Source organism: Salegentibacter sp. BDJ18 (assembly GCF_017579965.1).
Lineage (GTDB): Bacteria > Bacteroidota > Bacteroidia > Flavobacteriales > Flavobacteriaceae > Salegentibacter.
On record NZ_JAFLQX010000028.1, the window covers coordinates 1 to 16,333 of the forward strand.

General features: G+C 36.6%; 17 protein-coding genes and 3 tRNA genes. 13 read left to right on the top strand and 7 right to left on the bottom strand.

The features are described 5' to 3' along the window. A partial coding sequence (locus J0871_RS16025) for a transketolase C-terminal domain-containing protein (RefSeq protein ID WP_275952268.1) occupies window positions 1–302 on the top strand: 302 nt, incomplete at its 5' end. 122 nt (window positions 303–424) lie between these two features. Further along, the gene (locus tag J0871_RS16030) at window positions 425–1,018 is read left to right on the top strand and encodes an outer membrane beta-barrel protein (RefSeq protein WP_208226228.1); all 594 of its coding nucleotides are present in this window, start codon (window positions 425–427) and stop codon (window positions 1,016–1,018) included. Between the two features lie 202 nt (window positions 1,019–1,220). Here J0871_RS16030 and J0871_RS16035 read toward each other — a convergent pair whose 3' ends face one another. Continuing rightward, on the bottom strand, window positions 1,221–2,126 hold the full coding sequence (locus J0871_RS16035; protein WP_208226229.1) for an FKBP-type peptidyl-prolyl cis-trans isomerase: 906 nt from the start codon (window positions 2,124–2,126) through the stop codon (window positions 1,221–1,223). Between the two features lie 79 nt (window positions 2,127–2,205). Between J0871_RS16035 and J0871_RS16040 the strand changes: the two genes are divergently transcribed. Genes J0871_RS16040 through J0871_RS16050 form a run of 3 tightly spaced genes read left to right on the top strand, consistent with a single transcriptional unit; the run spans window position 2,206 to window position 3,709 of the window. Continuing rightward, window positions 2,206–2,598 (top strand): RNA-binding S4 domain-containing protein, encoded by a 393-nt coding sequence (locus J0871_RS16040; RefSeq protein ID WP_208226230.1) that lies wholly within the window; start codon window positions 2,206–2,208, stop codon window positions 2,596–2,598. Beyond that, window positions 2,585–3,184, top strand: a complete 600-nt coding sequence (locus tag J0871_RS16045) for a methyltransferase (RefSeq protein ID WP_208226231.1) — start codon at window positions 2,585–2,587, stop codon at window positions 3,182–3,184. The genes J0871_RS16040 and J0871_RS16045 overlap by 14 nt, the downstream gene beginning before the upstream one ends. A 24-nt stretch (window positions 3,185–3,208) precedes the next feature. Then, a complete protein-coding gene (locus J0871_RS16050) occupies window positions 3,209–3,709 on the top strand; it encodes a phosphoribosyltransferase family protein (protein WP_208226232.1) in 501 nt (166 codons plus the stop codon). Here J0871_RS16050 and J0871_RS16055 read toward each other — a convergent pair. After that, window positions 3,704–4,222 carry a shikimate kinase gene (locus J0871_RS16055; protein ID WP_208226233.1) on the bottom strand — a complete coding sequence of 173 codons (519 nt, stop codon included), beginning with the start codon at window positions 4,220–4,222 and terminating at the stop codon, window positions 3,704–3,706. The genes J0871_RS16050 and J0871_RS16055 overlap by 6 nt on opposite strands. Window positions 4,223–4,347: 125 nt before the next feature. Here J0871_RS16055 and J0871_RS16060 point away from each other — a divergent pair. The 3 genes from J0871_RS16060 (at window position 4,348) to J0871_RS16070 (ending at window position 4,801) form a co-directional block, all read left to right on the top strand. Continuing rightward, a tRNA-Lys gene (locus J0871_RS16060) sits at window positions 4,348–4,420 on the top strand. A gap of 145 nt (window positions 4,421–4,565) precedes the next feature. Further along, window positions 4,566–4,638, top strand: a tRNA-Lys gene (locus J0871_RS16065). A gap of 79 nt (window positions 4,639–4,717) precedes the next feature. Further along, window positions 4,718–4,801: transfer RNA gene (locus tag J0871_RS16070), tRNA-Leu, on the top strand. A gap of 12 nt (window positions 4,802–4,813) precedes the next feature. Here the strand turns inward: J0871_RS16070 and J0871_RS16075 are convergent. Further along, a complete protein-coding gene (locus J0871_RS16075; RefSeq protein WP_243870527.1) occupies window positions 4,814–6,190 on the bottom strand; it encodes an aldehyde dehydrogenase in 1,377 nt (458 codons plus the stop codon). 4 nt (window positions 6,191–6,194) lie between these two features. Then, the gene (locus tag J0871_RS16080) at window positions 6,195–6,998 is read right to left on the bottom strand and encodes an SDR family oxidoreductase (RefSeq protein ID WP_208226234.1); all 804 of its coding nucleotides are present in this window, start codon (window positions 6,996–6,998) and stop codon (window positions 6,195–6,197) included. Between the two features lie 104 nt (window positions 6,999–7,102). Here J0871_RS16080 and J0871_RS16085 point away from each other — a divergent pair, with 104 nt between their 5' ends. Genes J0871_RS16085 through J0871_RS16105 form a run of 5 tightly spaced genes read left to right on the top strand, consistent with a single transcriptional unit; the run spans window position 7,103 to window position 11,917 of the window. Beyond that, on the top strand, window positions 7,103–7,996 hold the full coding sequence (locus J0871_RS16085; RefSeq protein ID WP_208226235.1) for a MerR family transcriptional regulator: 894 nt from the start codon (window positions 7,103–7,105) through the stop codon (window positions 7,994–7,996). A gap of 2 nt (window positions 7,997–7,998) precedes the next feature. Further along, window positions 7,999–9,459, top strand: coding sequence for an oleate hydratase (locus J0871_RS16090; protein ID WP_208226236.1), 1,461 nt, complete (start codon window positions 7,999–8,001; stop codon window positions 9,457–9,459). A gap of 3 nt (window positions 9,460–9,462) precedes the next feature. Continuing rightward, window positions 9,463–10,302, top strand: coding sequence for a phytoene/squalene synthase family protein (locus J0871_RS16095; RefSeq protein ID WP_208226237.1), 840 nt, complete (start codon window positions 9,463–9,465; stop codon window positions 10,300–10,302). 1 nt (window position 10,303) lies between these two features. Then, complete coding sequence (locus J0871_RS16100; RefSeq protein WP_075327602.1) at window positions 10,304–10,753, top strand: sterol desaturase family protein; 450 nt, start codon at window positions 10,304–10,306, stop codon at window positions 10,751–10,753. 27 nt (window positions 10,754–10,780) lie between these two features. After that, entirely contained in the window at window positions 10,781–11,917 is a 1,137-nt protein-coding gene (locus J0871_RS16105; RefSeq protein WP_208226238.1) for a lycopene cyclase family protein, read from the top strand. A gap of 1 nt (window position 11,918) precedes the next feature. Here J0871_RS16105 and J0871_RS16110 read toward each other — a convergent pair whose 3' ends face one another. From J0871_RS16110 to J0871_RS16120, 3 genes are all read right to left on the bottom strand, one after another. Beyond that, entirely contained in the window at window positions 11,919–12,482 is a 564-nt protein-coding gene (locus J0871_RS16110) for a TlpA disulfide reductase family protein (protein ID WP_208226239.1), read from the bottom strand. Between the two features lie 212 nt (window positions 12,483–12,694). After that, on the bottom strand, window positions 12,695–14,962 hold the full coding sequence (locus tag J0871_RS16115; RefSeq protein ID WP_208226240.1) for an aconitate hydratase: 2,268 nt from the start codon (window positions 14,960–14,962) through the stop codon (window positions 12,695–12,697). Window positions 14,963–15,377: 415 nt separating this feature from the next. Beyond that, entirely contained in the window at window positions 15,378–16,331 is a 954-nt protein-coding gene (locus J0871_RS16120; protein WP_208226241.1) for a MoxR family ATPase, read from the bottom strand. Between the last annotated feature and the right edge of the window lie 2 nt (window positions 16,332–16,333).

Genomic DNA, 16,333 nt, shown 5'->3' on the forward strand with positions numbered 1-16,333 from the left:
AAAAAGGAATTAGTGCTGATGTGATTAATATTCACACTATAAAACCTTTAGATGCAGAAGCCATAATCAAGTCGGTTAAGAAAACCGGATGTGTGGTAACTGCTGAAGAACATAACTTCCTTGGCGGTCTTGGAGAAAGCGTTGCCCGCACTTTAGCCGAAAATAATCCGGCACCACAGGAATTTGTGGCCACCCAGGATACTTTTGGAGAAAGCGGTACCCCGGAACAATTATTTGAAAAATACGGACTTAACGCGGAAGCGATTATTAAAGCCACAGAAAAAGTGCTAAAAAGGAAATAAAACTTCTTTTTAATTATCTTTAAAGCCTTTGAGAATGTGATTCTTAGAGGCTTTTTTTATTCAGTCAAAAATAACAGGCACTATTTGTGCGTTATTTAAACCTAACAATAAAACAATCTACTATGAAAAAATTAATGTTTATCGCTCTTTTTGTGTGCTCCTCTGCGGGACTCATGGCACAGGAAGCAGATTTTGGAATTAAAGGTGGTTTCAACTACGGGGCTACCGGAGATCTTAAAATGGAAAATGCTTCTAACGATTTAGGAGATATCATTGAAGGAAAGGAAAAATCGGGTTATCATATAGGGCTTTTCAGTCGTTTTGAGATTGTGGGAATTTTTCTTCAGCCAGAATTAATGTTCACTCGCCTGAATACCGAATATGAAACTTTCAACTATAAAATTGATAAAATTGATGCGCCAATTTTATTGGGCGTAAATGTTTTAGGACCCTTAAATATAAAAGCAGGTCCTTCTTTTCAATATATTATAAATAACGAGCTGGAAGATACTTCCTTAAAAATTGGCGACGTAGAAAAAGATATAACGGTAGGTTACCAGTTAGGTGCCGGCTTAAATCTTGGTCGATTAGGTTTTGATGTAAGATATGAAGGCGCTTTTACCGAAAATACCGCTTTTAGTGAAGAGGCTTCAGATAATTTTTCGATAGATTCCAGACCTTCTCAATGGATTTTGAGTTTGTCTTATGCTTTTTAAGTTCAAAGCAACCAAACAGGAAAGTTCTATTCTGTTTAATAAAAAAGGAGAGGTTAAGTAAAAAGACTTTCTTCGTCAAGCTGAACTAGTTTCAGCTTCTAGTATGTTTTAAAACAACTTAGATCCTGAAACAAGTCCAGGATGACGTTTAAGTTAACTTTCTACTTAACCTCTTTTCTATATAAAATACTTAAGCTTTTACTTATTCAAAAGTATCGGGATCTAAATAATCGGGAGTTCCATTTCCATTAGAATCTGGAAACTCTATACTACCATCTTCATTGATAATTATTTCGTCACGGGTTGGTTTTCCATCACCATCATCATCGGCATCAGCAAAATTTGGAGTGTCGTCACCATCGCTATCATCGTCCAAAATATTGTTATTTTCATTTAAATCTTCCATCCAGCTGGGTATACCATCCCGATCGTGATCGGTTTCATTAACACGGAATAACTGCACGTTAAAAACCAAAGGACTATAAGGTGGAATACTGGTTTGTGAACTTGAAAAATATCCTAAACCTGAAGGAAAAATTAAAGCTCCAATGCCGTAATCGTCATTAAAATCTACCGTATTATCTGGATTTACTTTATATCCTGAAGCTCCTTTAAATTCTATAATTCCTTCAGTAAAGCCTTTTATTAGTGTGGTAAGATCAAACCAAACAGGTGTATTTGCATTATCAAAAGCGGTAAGGTTTAATAGTTCCCCACGGTAACTTACAAGAGTAGAATCGGTGAATTTTGGTTGTTGGCCTTCCCCTTCTCTAACCTTTAATACATACATATTGTATTCTACATCATTATTCACCACCGTTTTCATAATCAGGTTTTCCTCTTCAGAAAGTGGTGTTTTATCTGCATTTTCACCGGCTATAGTATCAAGACGAACCATATAATCAAAATCATCTGAAGGGTTTTCAAAATCTTCGTAATTATAAAAATGGGTATCCAGGAAATTATTTATTGAATCGGCATCAGTCAAAGCCTGCTCTTCAGGATCTCTTTCCTCAATTTGCGGCGTATTTCTATTATCATCATCGTTACAGGAAATTAGAGTTGAAGCTGAAATAAGGCTTAGAATAAAAAATTTGTTTAATCGCATTGTCTTTATTTTTGGCGCGCAAGATACAATATTCTTGTATTTTTGTTTAAGATTAACGCAGTTTTAAAGGAGAGATTTTATGAGAGTTGACAAGTTTTTATGGTGCGTAAGATATTTTAAAACCCGAAGCATTGCCACCAACGCATGCAAGCAGGGAAAAGTGAAAGTAGATGGCGCTAATGTAAAGCCCTCTAAAGAAATTTTTCCAAACGATAAACTTACCGTAAGAAAGAACCAGATAGATTATCAAATTGAAGTTTTAGACCTTCCGCCCAGCCGGGTTGGTGCAAAACTGGTAAATCTTTATATAATTGATGTTACCCCAAAAGAAGCTTTTGAAAAATTAGAGCTTTTAAAATATTCTAAAGATTATTATCGTAAAAAAGGTACCGGAAGACCTACTAAAAAAGACCGTCGTGATATAGACGATTGGTTTGAAAATACAGATCCCAATCCAGATGACATCAAATAGTAGTTTTTCTTCGGAATTTTGGTCGCAACGCTACGAAGAAAACCAAACCGGCTGGGATATTGGCGAAATATCTACCCCACTGAAGCATTATATAGATCAGCTTGAAGACAGGGAACTTAAAATATTAATTCCCGGCGCCGGAAATGGCTATGAAGCCGAATATTTATTTAAACAGGGTTTTAAAAATGTGTATGTAGCCGATATTAGCAAAAATCCCCTGAAAAATCTAAAAAACCGTTTACCCAATTTTCCTGAAGAACAATTATTGCACATTAATTTCTTTGAAATTGAAGATTCTTTTGATCTTATTTTAGAGCAAACCTTCTTCTGTGCGCTTCCGGTAGGTTCCAGGCAGGATTATGCAAAAAAATCGGCTGAAATTTTAAATGAAAATGGATTGCTATGTGGACTGCTTTTTAAGTTTCCCCTTACAGAACAAGGTCCGCCTTTTGGCGGAAGCAAAGAAGAATATTTAACGTATTTTAGTCCGTATTTTAAAATTGAAATCCTGGAAACCTGCTACAATTCTATAAAACCAAGGCAGGGAAACGAATTATTTTTTAAATTCAGAAAAAAGTCAGTTTAACGCTGAACCCAAACATATAAGCAAATGAAAGAACGTGTACTTATTTTAAATCACGAACAAATTCAGCATAAAATTAAACGTATAGCCTACCAGGTTTACGAAAGCAATATTGATGAAAAGGAAATTATTCTTGCCGGTATTGCTAAAAAGGGCCATCAATTAGCCTTGCATTTAAAAGAAGCTTTAGAAACGATTTCCCCGCTAAAAATCAAGTTGTGCGAAGTTTACGTAAATAAGAAAAATCCGCTGGAAGAAATTACTACTTCGTTAGAACCTGAGGTTTATCAGGATAAATCGGTTATTTTGGTAGATGATGTTTTAAACTCTGGAACCACCTTAATTTATGGCGTAAGACATTTTTTAAATGTTCCGCTTAAACAATTTAAAACGGCGGTTTTAGTAGACAGAAATCATAAAAAATACCCTGTAAAGGCCGATTTTAAAGGAATTTCGCTTTCCACTTCTTTAAACGAAATGGTAGAAGTTTCTTTTGAAGCCAATAAATTTAAAGCAGAGCTTTTATAGTTTTTCTATAATTTGATCTACAATAAATTCAGGTTCTTTTTCGTCTACGTTTACAGTAATATCTGACTGGCTGTAATAATAAGCGCGCTCAAAGAGATGTTTTCTAATAAATTCTTCTAAAGCCTCCCGGGAGTCTAAATGACTAATTACAGGTCTATGAACTTTTTCCTGAAAAAGCCTTTCGGTTAATGTTGGGATAGATGCTTTTAAATAAATGCTTTTTGCATCTTTTTGGGCACAAATTCGGTCAAAATTATCTCCGTAACATGGCGTTCCCCCTCCTAAAGAGATCACCATATCTGAATTATTTTCCAAAATATCGTCTAAAATTTGTGATTCCAGTTTTCTAAAATAAAGTTCGCCTCTATCTTCAAAAATATCATTAATACTTTTTCCCTGGATCACTTCTATTTGATCATCGAGATCTACATATTTGTAATTCAGATTTTTAGCAAGCTTCTCTCCTACCACCGACTTACCCGATCCCATATACCCGGTTAAAAAAATTTTCATAGTTAAAGTACTTATTATTAGAAGGATTCAAATCTAATATAAATTTATCTCAATTTAGGCTTGAAAAATAAATTAATGAATGTATATTTGCACCCGCATTCGCAAAAAGACGGATGCTTTTTATTGATCTGGTAGCTCAGTTGGTAGAGCATCTCCCTTTTAAGGAGAGGGTCCTGGGTTCGAGCCCCAGCCAGATCACAAAATAAATTTTGATTTAGTTGGCGGGAAGCCTGTCTCGAACGAAACGAAACGCAGTGAAGTAGAGTTTCGGGAAGCCCCAGCCAGATCACTTTTTAAGTTCAGGATTCTTAATTGAATTCATTTTTTTGAAATATTCACAACCGATCTGGTAGCTCAGTTGGTAGAGCATCTCCCTTTTAAGGAGAGGGTCCTGGGTTCGAGCCCCAGCCAGATCACATTTTTAAGTTCAGAATTCTTTGAATTCAATTTCTTGCTACAGCCCTAGGAAATTTACTATTTCCAGACTTGTTTTAAGCCCGGGTGCTGGAACTGGTAGACAGGCATGGTTGAGGGCCATGTGTCCATTAGGGCGTGCGGGTTCGACTCCCGCTCCGGGCACTTTCTAAATTACTATCCTACTATTTTCTTTATCAATCCAAAAAACTTATAAGGCGGATACTTTAAAGGTATATCCAATTTTGTAGTTGAATTTACCACGCCTCTTTCATGCGTAAAAGCCAGGAAACTTTCTTTACCGTGATATTTCCCCATTCCGCTGTTTCCCACACCGCCAAAAGGCAATTTATGGTTCGCTACGTGTAAAAGCGTATCGTTTATACAGGCTCCCCCAGAACTTGTTTCTCGTAAAACTTTATCTGCGCCATTATCTTTTCCAAAATAATAAAGCGCCAGCGGTTTTTCATTCTTGTTTATATAAGATAAGGCTTGCTCTATTTCTTCAAATTCCATTACCGGTAAAATAGGTCCAAAGATCTCTTCCTGCATAATCTCATCTTCAGGTTTTACATTATTTAAAATCGTAGGAGCAATATATTTTTTTTCTAAATTTACTTTTCCGCCGTAATATATATCGCCATCTAAATATTTCATTAACCTATTCATCGCGTTTGGGTTTACAATTCGGCCATAATGATTAGAATGTGCGATATTATCTCCCAGCATTTCTTCAAAAGAATTCGTAATTTCAGCTAAAAGATCTTTTTTAACCTCTTTATGAACCAGCAAATAATCTGGTGCGATACAGGTTTGTCCTGCATTTATAATTTTACCCCAGGCAATTCTTTTTCCGGCAATTTTCAGGTTTGCTGTTTTATCTACTATACACGGGCTTTTACCTCCCAGTTCTAAAACCACTCGGCTTAAATGCTCGGCGGCGGCTTTCATTACGATCTTTCCAACACCGGGACTACCGGTAAAAAACATAACATCAAATGGAAATTTAAACAGCTCCTGGTTGGTTTCTTTCCCTCCCTGCACTACCGAAATATATTCTGAAGGGAAAAATTCTGAAATCATTTCTTCTATAACCCGGGCTACATTGGGCGTATCTGGCGAAGGTTTTAGTACCGCACAGCATCCGGCAGAAATGGCACCAATTAATGGATTTATAGTAAGCTGAAACGGGTAATTCCAAGGCGCGATTATTAGACCAATGCCCAGGGGCTCATAATAGATTTTTGAACGGGAAGGTTTAATTTGTAAAGGTGTCCCTACTTTTTTAGGCTGTGACCATTTCTTAAGGTTTTTAATATGATAATTCAACTCTTCTATAAGCAAACTGGTTTCGGTAAGAAAAGCTTCTTCCTTAGATTTATGAAGGTCTGCCCATAAAGCTTTATTCACTTTATCTTCGTATTGAAGAATGGCTTTCTTTAATTTCTTTAACTGCTGAAGCCTGAAATCTATACTTTTAGTTTCCTGAGAAGCGAAAAACGTTCTTTGCTTTTTATAAATTTCAGAAATTGTACTTGCTGAAGTTTCCATCATAATTTTATTTTTTTCGACCTTTAAAATCATCCATCGTTTTATAAACTCCAATTAATCTTCCTACAAACCAGTCGTAAAACCAGATTGGAAAAAGTCCTTGCGAAAATCTTACAAAACGCATACTCCATGGCATGCTTAGATAGATCCTGTTCTTTTGTATTGCTTTAATTACTTTTTTAGCCACATTATATTGATCCAGAATAGGAATATTAGATTTTACGCCATCAAACATTCCTGTATTTATATAGTAAGGAGTAACCGTGGTAACGCCAACGCCGGTTTTAAGCTGTTTCATTTCCAATCGTAAACTATCAGACCAACCGGTGGCCGCCCATTTGCTCCCCGCGTAAACCGCCATTTTTGGATTAGAGACCAAACCAGCCGAAGAGGTTATATTACAAATATGACTTTGTTTCCTTTTCATCATTCCGGGGAGAAAAGTTAAGGCAAGCTGCATTGGGGCAATGGCATTCACCTTCATTGTCTTTTCTATTTTTTCTGAAGAATTCTCGTGAAAATAACCTCCATACACAATCCCGGCGTTATTGATTAAAATATCTATGTTGCCAATTTCATCTTCAACCTGTCTTGCCATTTCTTTAACCCAAACCGTATTAGTGATATCTATGGTGTAGCCATAGACCTGGCCTAATTCTTTAAATTCATCAAGTGTACCTTGCAAATTGAGCTTATCAACATCCCAAATTACCAGTTTACCCCCGTGTTTTAATACTTCCCGGCCCATTATTTTTCCTATACCAGATGCACCACCGGTTATAAGGACAAGTTTTGAAGAAATCTTCGTCATAAATTTTAGTGTTTAACTTTTTAACTAAACCATTAAACATTTTAACACTTCCGTAAAGTGTTTAATGTTCATTTTTAGTTAGATTTGACTATCTTAAACACAATATGGAACTAATTAAGCAAAATTTCAGTATAAAAGACCTTGAAAATTTAAGCGGTATCAAGGCTCACACCATAAGAATTTGGGAAAAAAGGTATAATATCTTAAATCCCGACCGTACTTCTACAAATATAAGGACCTACGATAGTTCTAACCTCCAAAAGATCTTAAACGTAGCCTTTTTGAACGAACACGGTTATAAGATTTCCAGGATTTCCAAACTCAGTGATGAAGAAATTGCTAAAATGGTAAGAAGTATTTCTGCCAGTACAAGTAAAGAAAACCGCGCTCAAAATTCATTTAAACTTTCTATGATGAATTTTGATGAAGAGCTTTTTAATAATACCTACGAGACGCTACAGAAAGATAAAAGCTTCAGGCAAATCTTTCATCAGGTTTTTCTTCCCTTACTGGAACAAATTGGTATGCTATGGCAAACCGATACCATTAAGCCAATTCACGAGCATTATATTGTAGATCTCATTAAACAAAAACTATATTTTAATCTCGCTGAAATAAAAAAAGAGATAAAACCAACTACCGATAAGCTATATGTACTTTTTCTTCCCGAAAATGAAATTCATGATATAGGAATAATTTATTTGTATTATGAACTTCTTTATCACGGGAACCAGGCAATTTACTTAGGCCCCAGTTTACCACTAACAGATCTTGGCTATTTACTAGAACGCCACAATAACCTGAGCTTTGTAAGTTATTTTACCACCGCTCCCGGAGATGTTGAAGATTTTATAAACCAGTTTAACGAAGAAGTTTGCGAAAAGAAAACTTACGAGCTATTGCTTTTTGGACATAAAATAAGGGAAATTCAGCATAGAGAGCTTCCAGCCTTTGTGAAGACCTACACCAACTTAAACCAATTTATAGATAACCTTTAAATATGAAGAAAAAAGTTGCTTTAATTGGTTCTGGTTTTGCATCTCTTGCTGCTGCCTGCTATCTCGCAAGAGATGGTTATAAAGTTGAAATATTTGAAAAAAATGCAAATATAGGCGGACGCGCACGCCAGCTTAAAAAAGACGGATTCTGTTTTGATATTGGTCCCACCTGGTATTGGATGCCCGATGTGTTTGAACGCTTTTTTTCCGATTTCGGTAAAAAACCTTCAGATTATTATGAGTTGGAAAAATTGAGTCCCGCTTATAAAGTTTTCTTCGGAAAAAATGATAGCATTACCATAGAAGACAGTCTGGAGAAAATTTGCGCGGCTTTTGAAGCCGAAGAACCCGGAAGTTCAATAAAGCTAAAACAGTTTATTAAGGAAGCTAAAAACAATTATGATATAGCCATTAAAGATTTGGTATATCGCCCCGGCGTTTCTCCTTTAGAATTAATTACGCCCACCACAGCCGGCAAAATAGGCCAGTTTTTTAGCACAATTTCTAAAGAAGTCAGGAAAGAATTTACCAATCAGAAACTTATTCAAATTCTTGAATTTCCGGTACTATTTCTTGGAGCTAAAGCCAGCCACACCCCGGCTTTTTATAGTTTTATGAATTACGCCGATTTTGGCCTGGGAACCTGGCACCCCAAAGGCGGAATGTATAAGGTGATTGAAGCCATGGAAAACCTGGCGAATTCCCTGGGCGTTAAAATAAATACCAATGCCCCGGTTTCTGAAATTTTTGTTGAAAACAATACCGCAACAGGAATGCAGGTAAATGGTAAAAAAATAAGTGCCGATTATATTCTTAGCGGTGCCGATTATCATCATACCGAAACTTTACTGCCGGAATACAAAAGACAATACAAGGAGTCTTACTGGCAAAAAAAGACCTTTGCTCCTTCAGCTTTATTATTTTTTGCCGGTTTTAATAAGAAATTAGAGAATGTAACGCATCATACCTTATTTTTTGATACCGACTTCGAGAAACACGCAAAAGCAATTTACGACGATGCCGAGTGGCCAGAAAATCCACTTTTTTATGCGAGTTTCCCTTCAGTAACAGATGATGCCGCCGCACCGGAGGGAAAAGAAGCCGGTATATTTTTAATTCCGCTGGCACCCGATGTGGAAGATACTCCAGAAATTAGGGAGAAATATTTTCAGAAAATTATAACCCGTTTTGAAAGTTTAACCAATCAAAATGTAACCGACCATCTTCTTTTTAAAGAATCGTTTTGCGTTAAGGATTTTAAAGAAGATTATAACTCTTATAAGGGTAATGCTTATGGTCTGGCAAATACCCTCTTGCAAACTGCATTTTTAAGACCTAAATTAAAGAGTAAAAAAGTGCACAAATTATTTTTTACCGGGCAGTTAAGTGTTCCCGGCCCCGGGGTGCCTCCTTCCCTTATTTCAGGAAAGCTCGCTGCGGGATTAATTCAAAAAGAAAATTAAATTATGAAAGCCATTTTTGACAATGTTTCACGGGCTTGTAGTAAAACTGTTACTCACCAATACAGCACCTCGTTCTCTACTGCAACAAGGATGCTCGCGCCCTCTATTCGTCAGGATATTTATAATATCTACGGCTTTGTGCGCTTTGCCGATGAAATTGTAGACACTTTTCACGACTATGATAAGGAAAAACTATTTAACGATTTTGAAGTAGATCTTTATAAAGCAATTGAAGATAAAATTAGCTTAAATCCCATTCTAAATTCTTTTCAGGAAACCGTACATAAGTATCAAATAGACGAATCGCTTTATCGCGCTTTTATGAAGAGTATGCGCTTAGATTTGCATAAATCTGACTATCTTAGTATTGCCGAATATAAAGAATATATCTACGGAAGTGCAGACGTAGTAGGCCTTATGTGTTTAAAGGTTTTTGTAAAGGGAGATCATAAAAAATATGAATCGCTGAAGCAGTCGGCAATGAGTTTAGGCTCTGCTTTTCAGAAGGTGAATTTTTTAAGAGACCTTAAAGCCGATTTTGAAGATCTTAGCCGTAGTTATTTTCCCGGCACCAATCTTGAACAATTAGATGAAGCCAGCAAACAAAAGATTATAGCAGAAATAGAAGAAGATTTTAAACACGGTTTAAGCGGAATTTCGCATTTACCGGTAGAAGCTAAATTTGGTGTTTACACCGCATATATTTATTATAGAAAATTATTGCACAAGCTTAAAAAAGTACCTTCTTTAGAAATTAGGAACAGCAGGATTAGAGTTCCAGATTATCAAAAAGCAGGGCTTTTGGCCAAATCTTACATTTCTTATAGATTAAAACTTATTTAATATGGATATTTTATTATGGATTCTGGTTTTTCTGGGCACTTTCGCCGGTATGGAAGGAATGGCCTGGTTTACCCATAAATATATAATGCACGGGCTTCTTTGGAAACTTCATAAAGACCATCACCATAAAGATCACAGTCACTGGTGGGAACGCAACGACCTTTTCTTTATTTTTTACGCCCTGGTGAGTATTGGTTTTTTCCTACTTTGGCGTTACGAAGATGTTTGGATTGGCCTACCCATTGGCCTGGGAATTTTAGCCTATGGCATTACTTACTTTACGGTTCACGATATTTTTATACACCAACGATTTAAAATGTTTAGAAATGCTAATAACCGTTTCGCTAAAGGAATAAGAAGAGCACATAAAATGCATCATAAACATCTTGGCAAAGATGATGGCGAATGTTTTGGAATGTTATTCGTACCTTTCAAATACTTTAAAAAATAAAATAGTAATGCTGCGTTTAGTAATTTTATGCTAGGTCCCGTATATTTTTATGTTATTATTGGTGGAGGACTTGCAGGCCTTCAATTAGCCCGGCAACTTAGCCGGGATGTTTTTTTCAAAGGAAAAAAGATTGCCATAATAGATTCTGATTTTTCTATGCCGGTTAAAACCTGGTGTTATTGGGAAAAAGGCTCAGGCAAATGGGATCATCTACTTACCAAATCCTGGAATAATGGAAAATTTATTTCTTCTGAAGAAAATATAGATTTACAACTTTCCCCTTATTCCTATAAGATGATAAAAGCGGCAGATTATCATCAAAAATTGCAGGAAGAGATAGAAGAATCTGGTGATATAGAATTTATTACCGATGAAATTCAGAAAATTGATCCCGTAACCATGAAAGCCAAAGGCCGAAAAACATCTTATGGCGCTACACATTTTTTTGACAGCAGGGTTGATCCTTCTTACCTGGAAAGTAAAAAACACACTACTATATTTCAACATTTTAAAGGCTGGGAAGTAGAAACCGAAAAACCCACTTTTAGCCCAGATTCTTTTACGATGATGGATTATAGAATTAAGTATCCCGGCGCTACCGCTTTTACTTATATCCTACCTTTTACCGAAAGAAAAGCATTAGTTGAATACACTTTTTTCTCTCCATTTTTAACTGAAGATAAAGTGTATGATGAAATGCTTCAGAAATATTTTGAAAAGGTTTTAAAAACAAAGGATTTTACGATTAAAAGCACTGAAACCGGTGTGATCCCAATGACCGATTTCCCTTTTAATAAAGCAAACACTAAACAAATTACCAAAATTGGTACCGGTGGTGGCTGGGTAAAACCTTCTACCGGTTATTCGTTTAAAAACACGGAAAAACGTATAAACCGAATTATTAAAAATATTAAAAGCGGAAAAATACCGGGAGAGAACTTAATAAACGAGAAATTTAGAAAATACGATGCTATTTTCCTGGATGTGCTTGCCCAGAATAACCAAAAAGGAGAGGAAATTTTCACTAAATTTTACACTAAAAATTCCCCGCAAGACATTTTTAAATACCTGGATGAAGAAACTACGGTTTCAGAAGACTTAAAAATTATGTTTTCGCTTTATAGTTTCGATTTTGTGAAGTCCTTCTTCAGGAAAACCTTTTAATTTATTCAGCTAATAGCTGACTTAACAGGTTTCTAAAATTCTGACTATTCCAATCGGCTGCGCCTTTTTTATCCACTACAATAGTTCCATTCTTATCGATTACATAGGTAGAAGGCAGCGTATAACCATCTAAAGGCTTTGGATCTTCAGAAAGCATTCGGTAACTGGAAAAACGATAGCCTTTACGCTTTAGAAAGTTGTTGGTAGTTTCGTGATCTTCTCCAGAGATAAAATAAAATGCTACATCGTCTTTATAATCGGTATAAAGTTCCTGGAAACTTGGCATTTCGGCAATACAGGGTGGGCACCAGGTAGCCCAGTAATTTACGATTATCACTTTTCCTTTAGATTCAGCAAAATCAACTCTATTTCCATCTTTCGTTTCAAGGGTCCAATTGTAAGTTTCCAGCTCTTTCCTGTCTTCTTCATCTGTTGCCGAAGGACTAAACGCAAAAATTTTATTTACCACAATTTGAATGGGTTTCCGGGTTTGTGGGATAATCATTACCAGGATAATTACAATAAAAATAATGTTAGACCATTGATTCTTGAAAAGCTTCTTCATTGCCGAATTTTAATACTTAGACGTAAATAACAAAGGTACTTAACATCTAAATTTAATCCATAAAAAAGAGGCTGATTAAAATTGATTTTCTCCACGTCACCCTGAACTTGTTTCAGGGACTAACTCCTAAGAATTTAGATTCTGAAACAAGTTCAGAATGACGAGACGATCAAAAATTAATCAGCCTCTTTATAAATATAACCCTAAACTAATTAAGCGGCGTTTTGCTTCTTAATTAAGTTTAAAGCTGAACCATGTTTATACCACTCAATTTGAGGTTGGTTATAAGTATGGTTTGTTTTAATAGTATCCTTACTACCATCGGCATGTACAATCTCTACAGTAATTTGCTTGTCTGGAGCAAAATCTTCAAGATCTATAAAGTTAAAGGTATCGTCTTCCTGGATAAGGTCGTAATCGGCCTCATTATCAAAAGTCAATCCTAACATACCTTGTTTTTTAAGGTTGGTTTCGTGAATACGGGCAAAAGATTTTACCAATACCACTTTTACTCCCAGGTGGCGAGGCTCCATAGCCGCGTGCTCTCTAGAAGAACCTTCCCCATAATTGTGGTCTCCTACAACTACAGTTGGAACACCTTCTTTTTTATAGGTACGTTGTACAGCGGGAACACCATCATACTCACCAGTAAGTTGACTTTTTACAAAGTTGGTCTTTTTATTGTAAGCATTAATAGCTCCAATAAGGCAGTTGTTAGAAATATTATCTAAGTGACCTCTATAACGTAACCACGGTCCTGCCATAGAAATATGGTCGGTAGTACATTTACCAAAAGCTTTGATTAGCAACTTAGCTCCCATAAGATTTTTACCATCCCAGGGTTCAAACGGAGTTAATAACTGTAGTCTTTCACTGTCTTCAGCTACTTTTACAACTACAGAGCTTCCATCTTCGTTTGGTGGCACATACCCATCTTCTTCAACATCAAACCCATCAGAAGGTAATTCAATTCCTGTTGGTTCGTCTAACATCACTTCTTCCCCATCTTCATTGATAAGTTTATCGCGAGTGGGATCAAAATCCAATCTACCTGAAATCGCTATTGCAGCAACCATTTCTGGAGAACCTACAAAGGCGTGGGTATTTGGGTTACCATCGGCACGTTTTGAGAAGTTTCGGTTAAAAGAATGCACAATAGTGTTTTTCTCGTCCCCTTTTCTATCACTTCTATCCCATTGGCCAATACAAGGTCCACAAGCATTGGTGAAAATTGTAGCATCAAGATCTTCAAAGATCTTTAACAATCCGTCACGCTCTGCAGTAAACCTAATTTGTTCAGATCCTGGATTAATACCAAAATCAGATTTTGCTTTTACTTTCTTATCTACAGCCTGTTTTGCGATTGAAGCTGCCCGTGTTAAATCTTCGTAAGAAGAGTTAGTACAGGAACCTATAAGCCCCCAGTCTACATTAATTGGCCAGTCGTTTTCTTTTGCTTTAGCGCCCATTTCAGAAATAGGAGTTGCTAAATCTGGAGTAAATGGCCCATTAAGGTGAGGTTTTAATTCAGAAAGATTAATTTCAATTACCTCATCAAAATATTGTTTAGGATTTGCGTAAACCTCATCATCTCCTGTTAAGTGTTCTTTAATCTCATTGGCGGCGTCTGCAACTTCAGCACGATCTGTAGCGCGTAGGTAACGGTCCATAGACTCATCGTACCCAAAAGTTGAAGTTGTTGCACCAACTTCAGCTCCCATATTACAAATAGTTCCTTTTCCGGTAGCCGACATAGAGCGGGCACCTTCGCCAAAATATTCAATAATTGCTCCCGTTCCTCCTTTTACAGTAAGAATTCCGGCAACTTTTAAAATTACATCTTTTGCAGCGGTCCATCCAGAAAGGCTTCCGGTTAGTTTAACGCCAATAAGTTTTGGAAATTTAAGTTCCCAGGCCATTCCGGCCATTACATCTACCGCATCGGCACCACCAACACCAATCGCAACCATTCCTAGTCCGCCAGCATTTACCGTGTGAGAATCGGTACCAATCATCATTCCTCCAGGGAATGCATAGTTTTCTAAAACAACTTGGTGAATAATACCTGCTCCCGGTTTCCAAAAACCAATTCCATATTTGTTAGAAACAGATTCAAGAAAATCAAAAACTTCACTACTTGATTTATTGGCAGCCTGCAAATCTATTGCAGCTCCCATTTTGGCCTGGATAAGGTGATCACAATGCACTGTAGTAGGTACTGCAACCTGTTTTTTCCCGGCTTGCATAAACTGCAATAAAGCCATTTGGGCAGTTGCATCCTGGCAGGCAATCCTGTCTGGCGCAAATTCTACATAGTCTTTTCCTCTTTGGTAAGCCTCTTTGGCTGCACCATCCCATAAATGCGAATAAAGGATTTTTTCTGAAAGGGTTAAAGGTTTTCCAACCACCTCGCGTGCAGTATTCACACGTTCGGCCATTTGGCTGTATACCTTCTTGATCATATCAATATCGTATGCCATATTATTATATATTTAGTTCTAAAAAAGTCTAGCAAATTTAAGGATTTCGAGTGGATTTTGAAAATAAGAAGTGATTATCAAAATTTAATGAAAATAATTTTACATTTCATAATTTATGATAACTTAAATTCAACTAAAGATAATATTGAGGATGAATATTGTGAATTCCGCAAATTAATATTACCGAATTCTCAAAAATTCAATTACTCGTACTGAATAAATCAAAATTTAAACCCATTCTTGATAAGGGAATGCTGGTGAGACCTTACTTGAATTTTTTGAACCTGTTATTTTAAAGGTGGAATAAGTTTTTTCCTCAGAATTGAGAAAAAAGCCCAAAAATAGAAAAGCCTTCCAATGCGAAGTTTTTGCCCAATTATTTTCAAAAAAAGAAATAGGCAAAATCCCATCTCCGTTAATAAAGGTCTCTAATAATTTTTTCTTCTGAAATTCCTTCGGCTTCAGCTTTGTAATTTTTAATAATTCTATGGCGTAAAATTCCAATAGCTACGGCCTGTACATCTTCAATATCGGGCGAGAATTTTCCATTCACCGCTGCGTGAGATTTAGCGGCAAGAATAAGATTTTGAGAGGCTCTTGGCCCTGCCCCCCAATCTAAATAGTTTTTTACAAATTGCGGGGCTTCAGCAGAACCTGGCCTGGTTTTTCCTACCAGTTTTACAGCATATTCCACCACATTATCGGCCACAGGAATTCTTCTAATTAATTGCTGAATTTCCACGATTTCTTCCGCAGAAAATAAAGCATTTATCTTTTGAGTTTTATCTGAAGTTGTGCTTTTCACCACGTCTACTTCTTCCTGAAAACTTGGGTATTCCAGAAGAATAGAAAACATAAACCGGTCTAACTGTGCTTCAGGCAAGGGATAGGTTCCCTCCTGCTCTATTGGGTTTTGAGTAGCCAGTACAAAATAAGGATTGGCCAACTTGTAATTATGCCCGGCAACAGTTACAGATCTTTCCTGCATAGCCTCTAGTAAAGCGGCCTGTGTTTTTGGTGGAGTTCGGTTAATTTCATCGGCCAGGACTATATTTGAAAAAACCGGACCTTTTATGAATTTAAAGCTCCTGTTTTCGTCCAGGATCTCTGCGCCAAGAATATCGCTGGGCATAAGATCTGGGGTGAATTGTATTCTTTTAAAATCGAGGCCTAAAGCCTGGGAAATGGTATTTACCATTAAAGTTTTGGCTAAACCGGGAACCCCAACCAACAACGAATGCCCTCCTGAAAAAACCGAAAGTAGGATTTGGTCTATAACCACATCCTGCCCTACTATTATTTTGGCAATTTCTTTCTTTAAATCCCGGTGTTTAACCACCAGTTTTTCTACTAGAGCAACGTCTGACATTG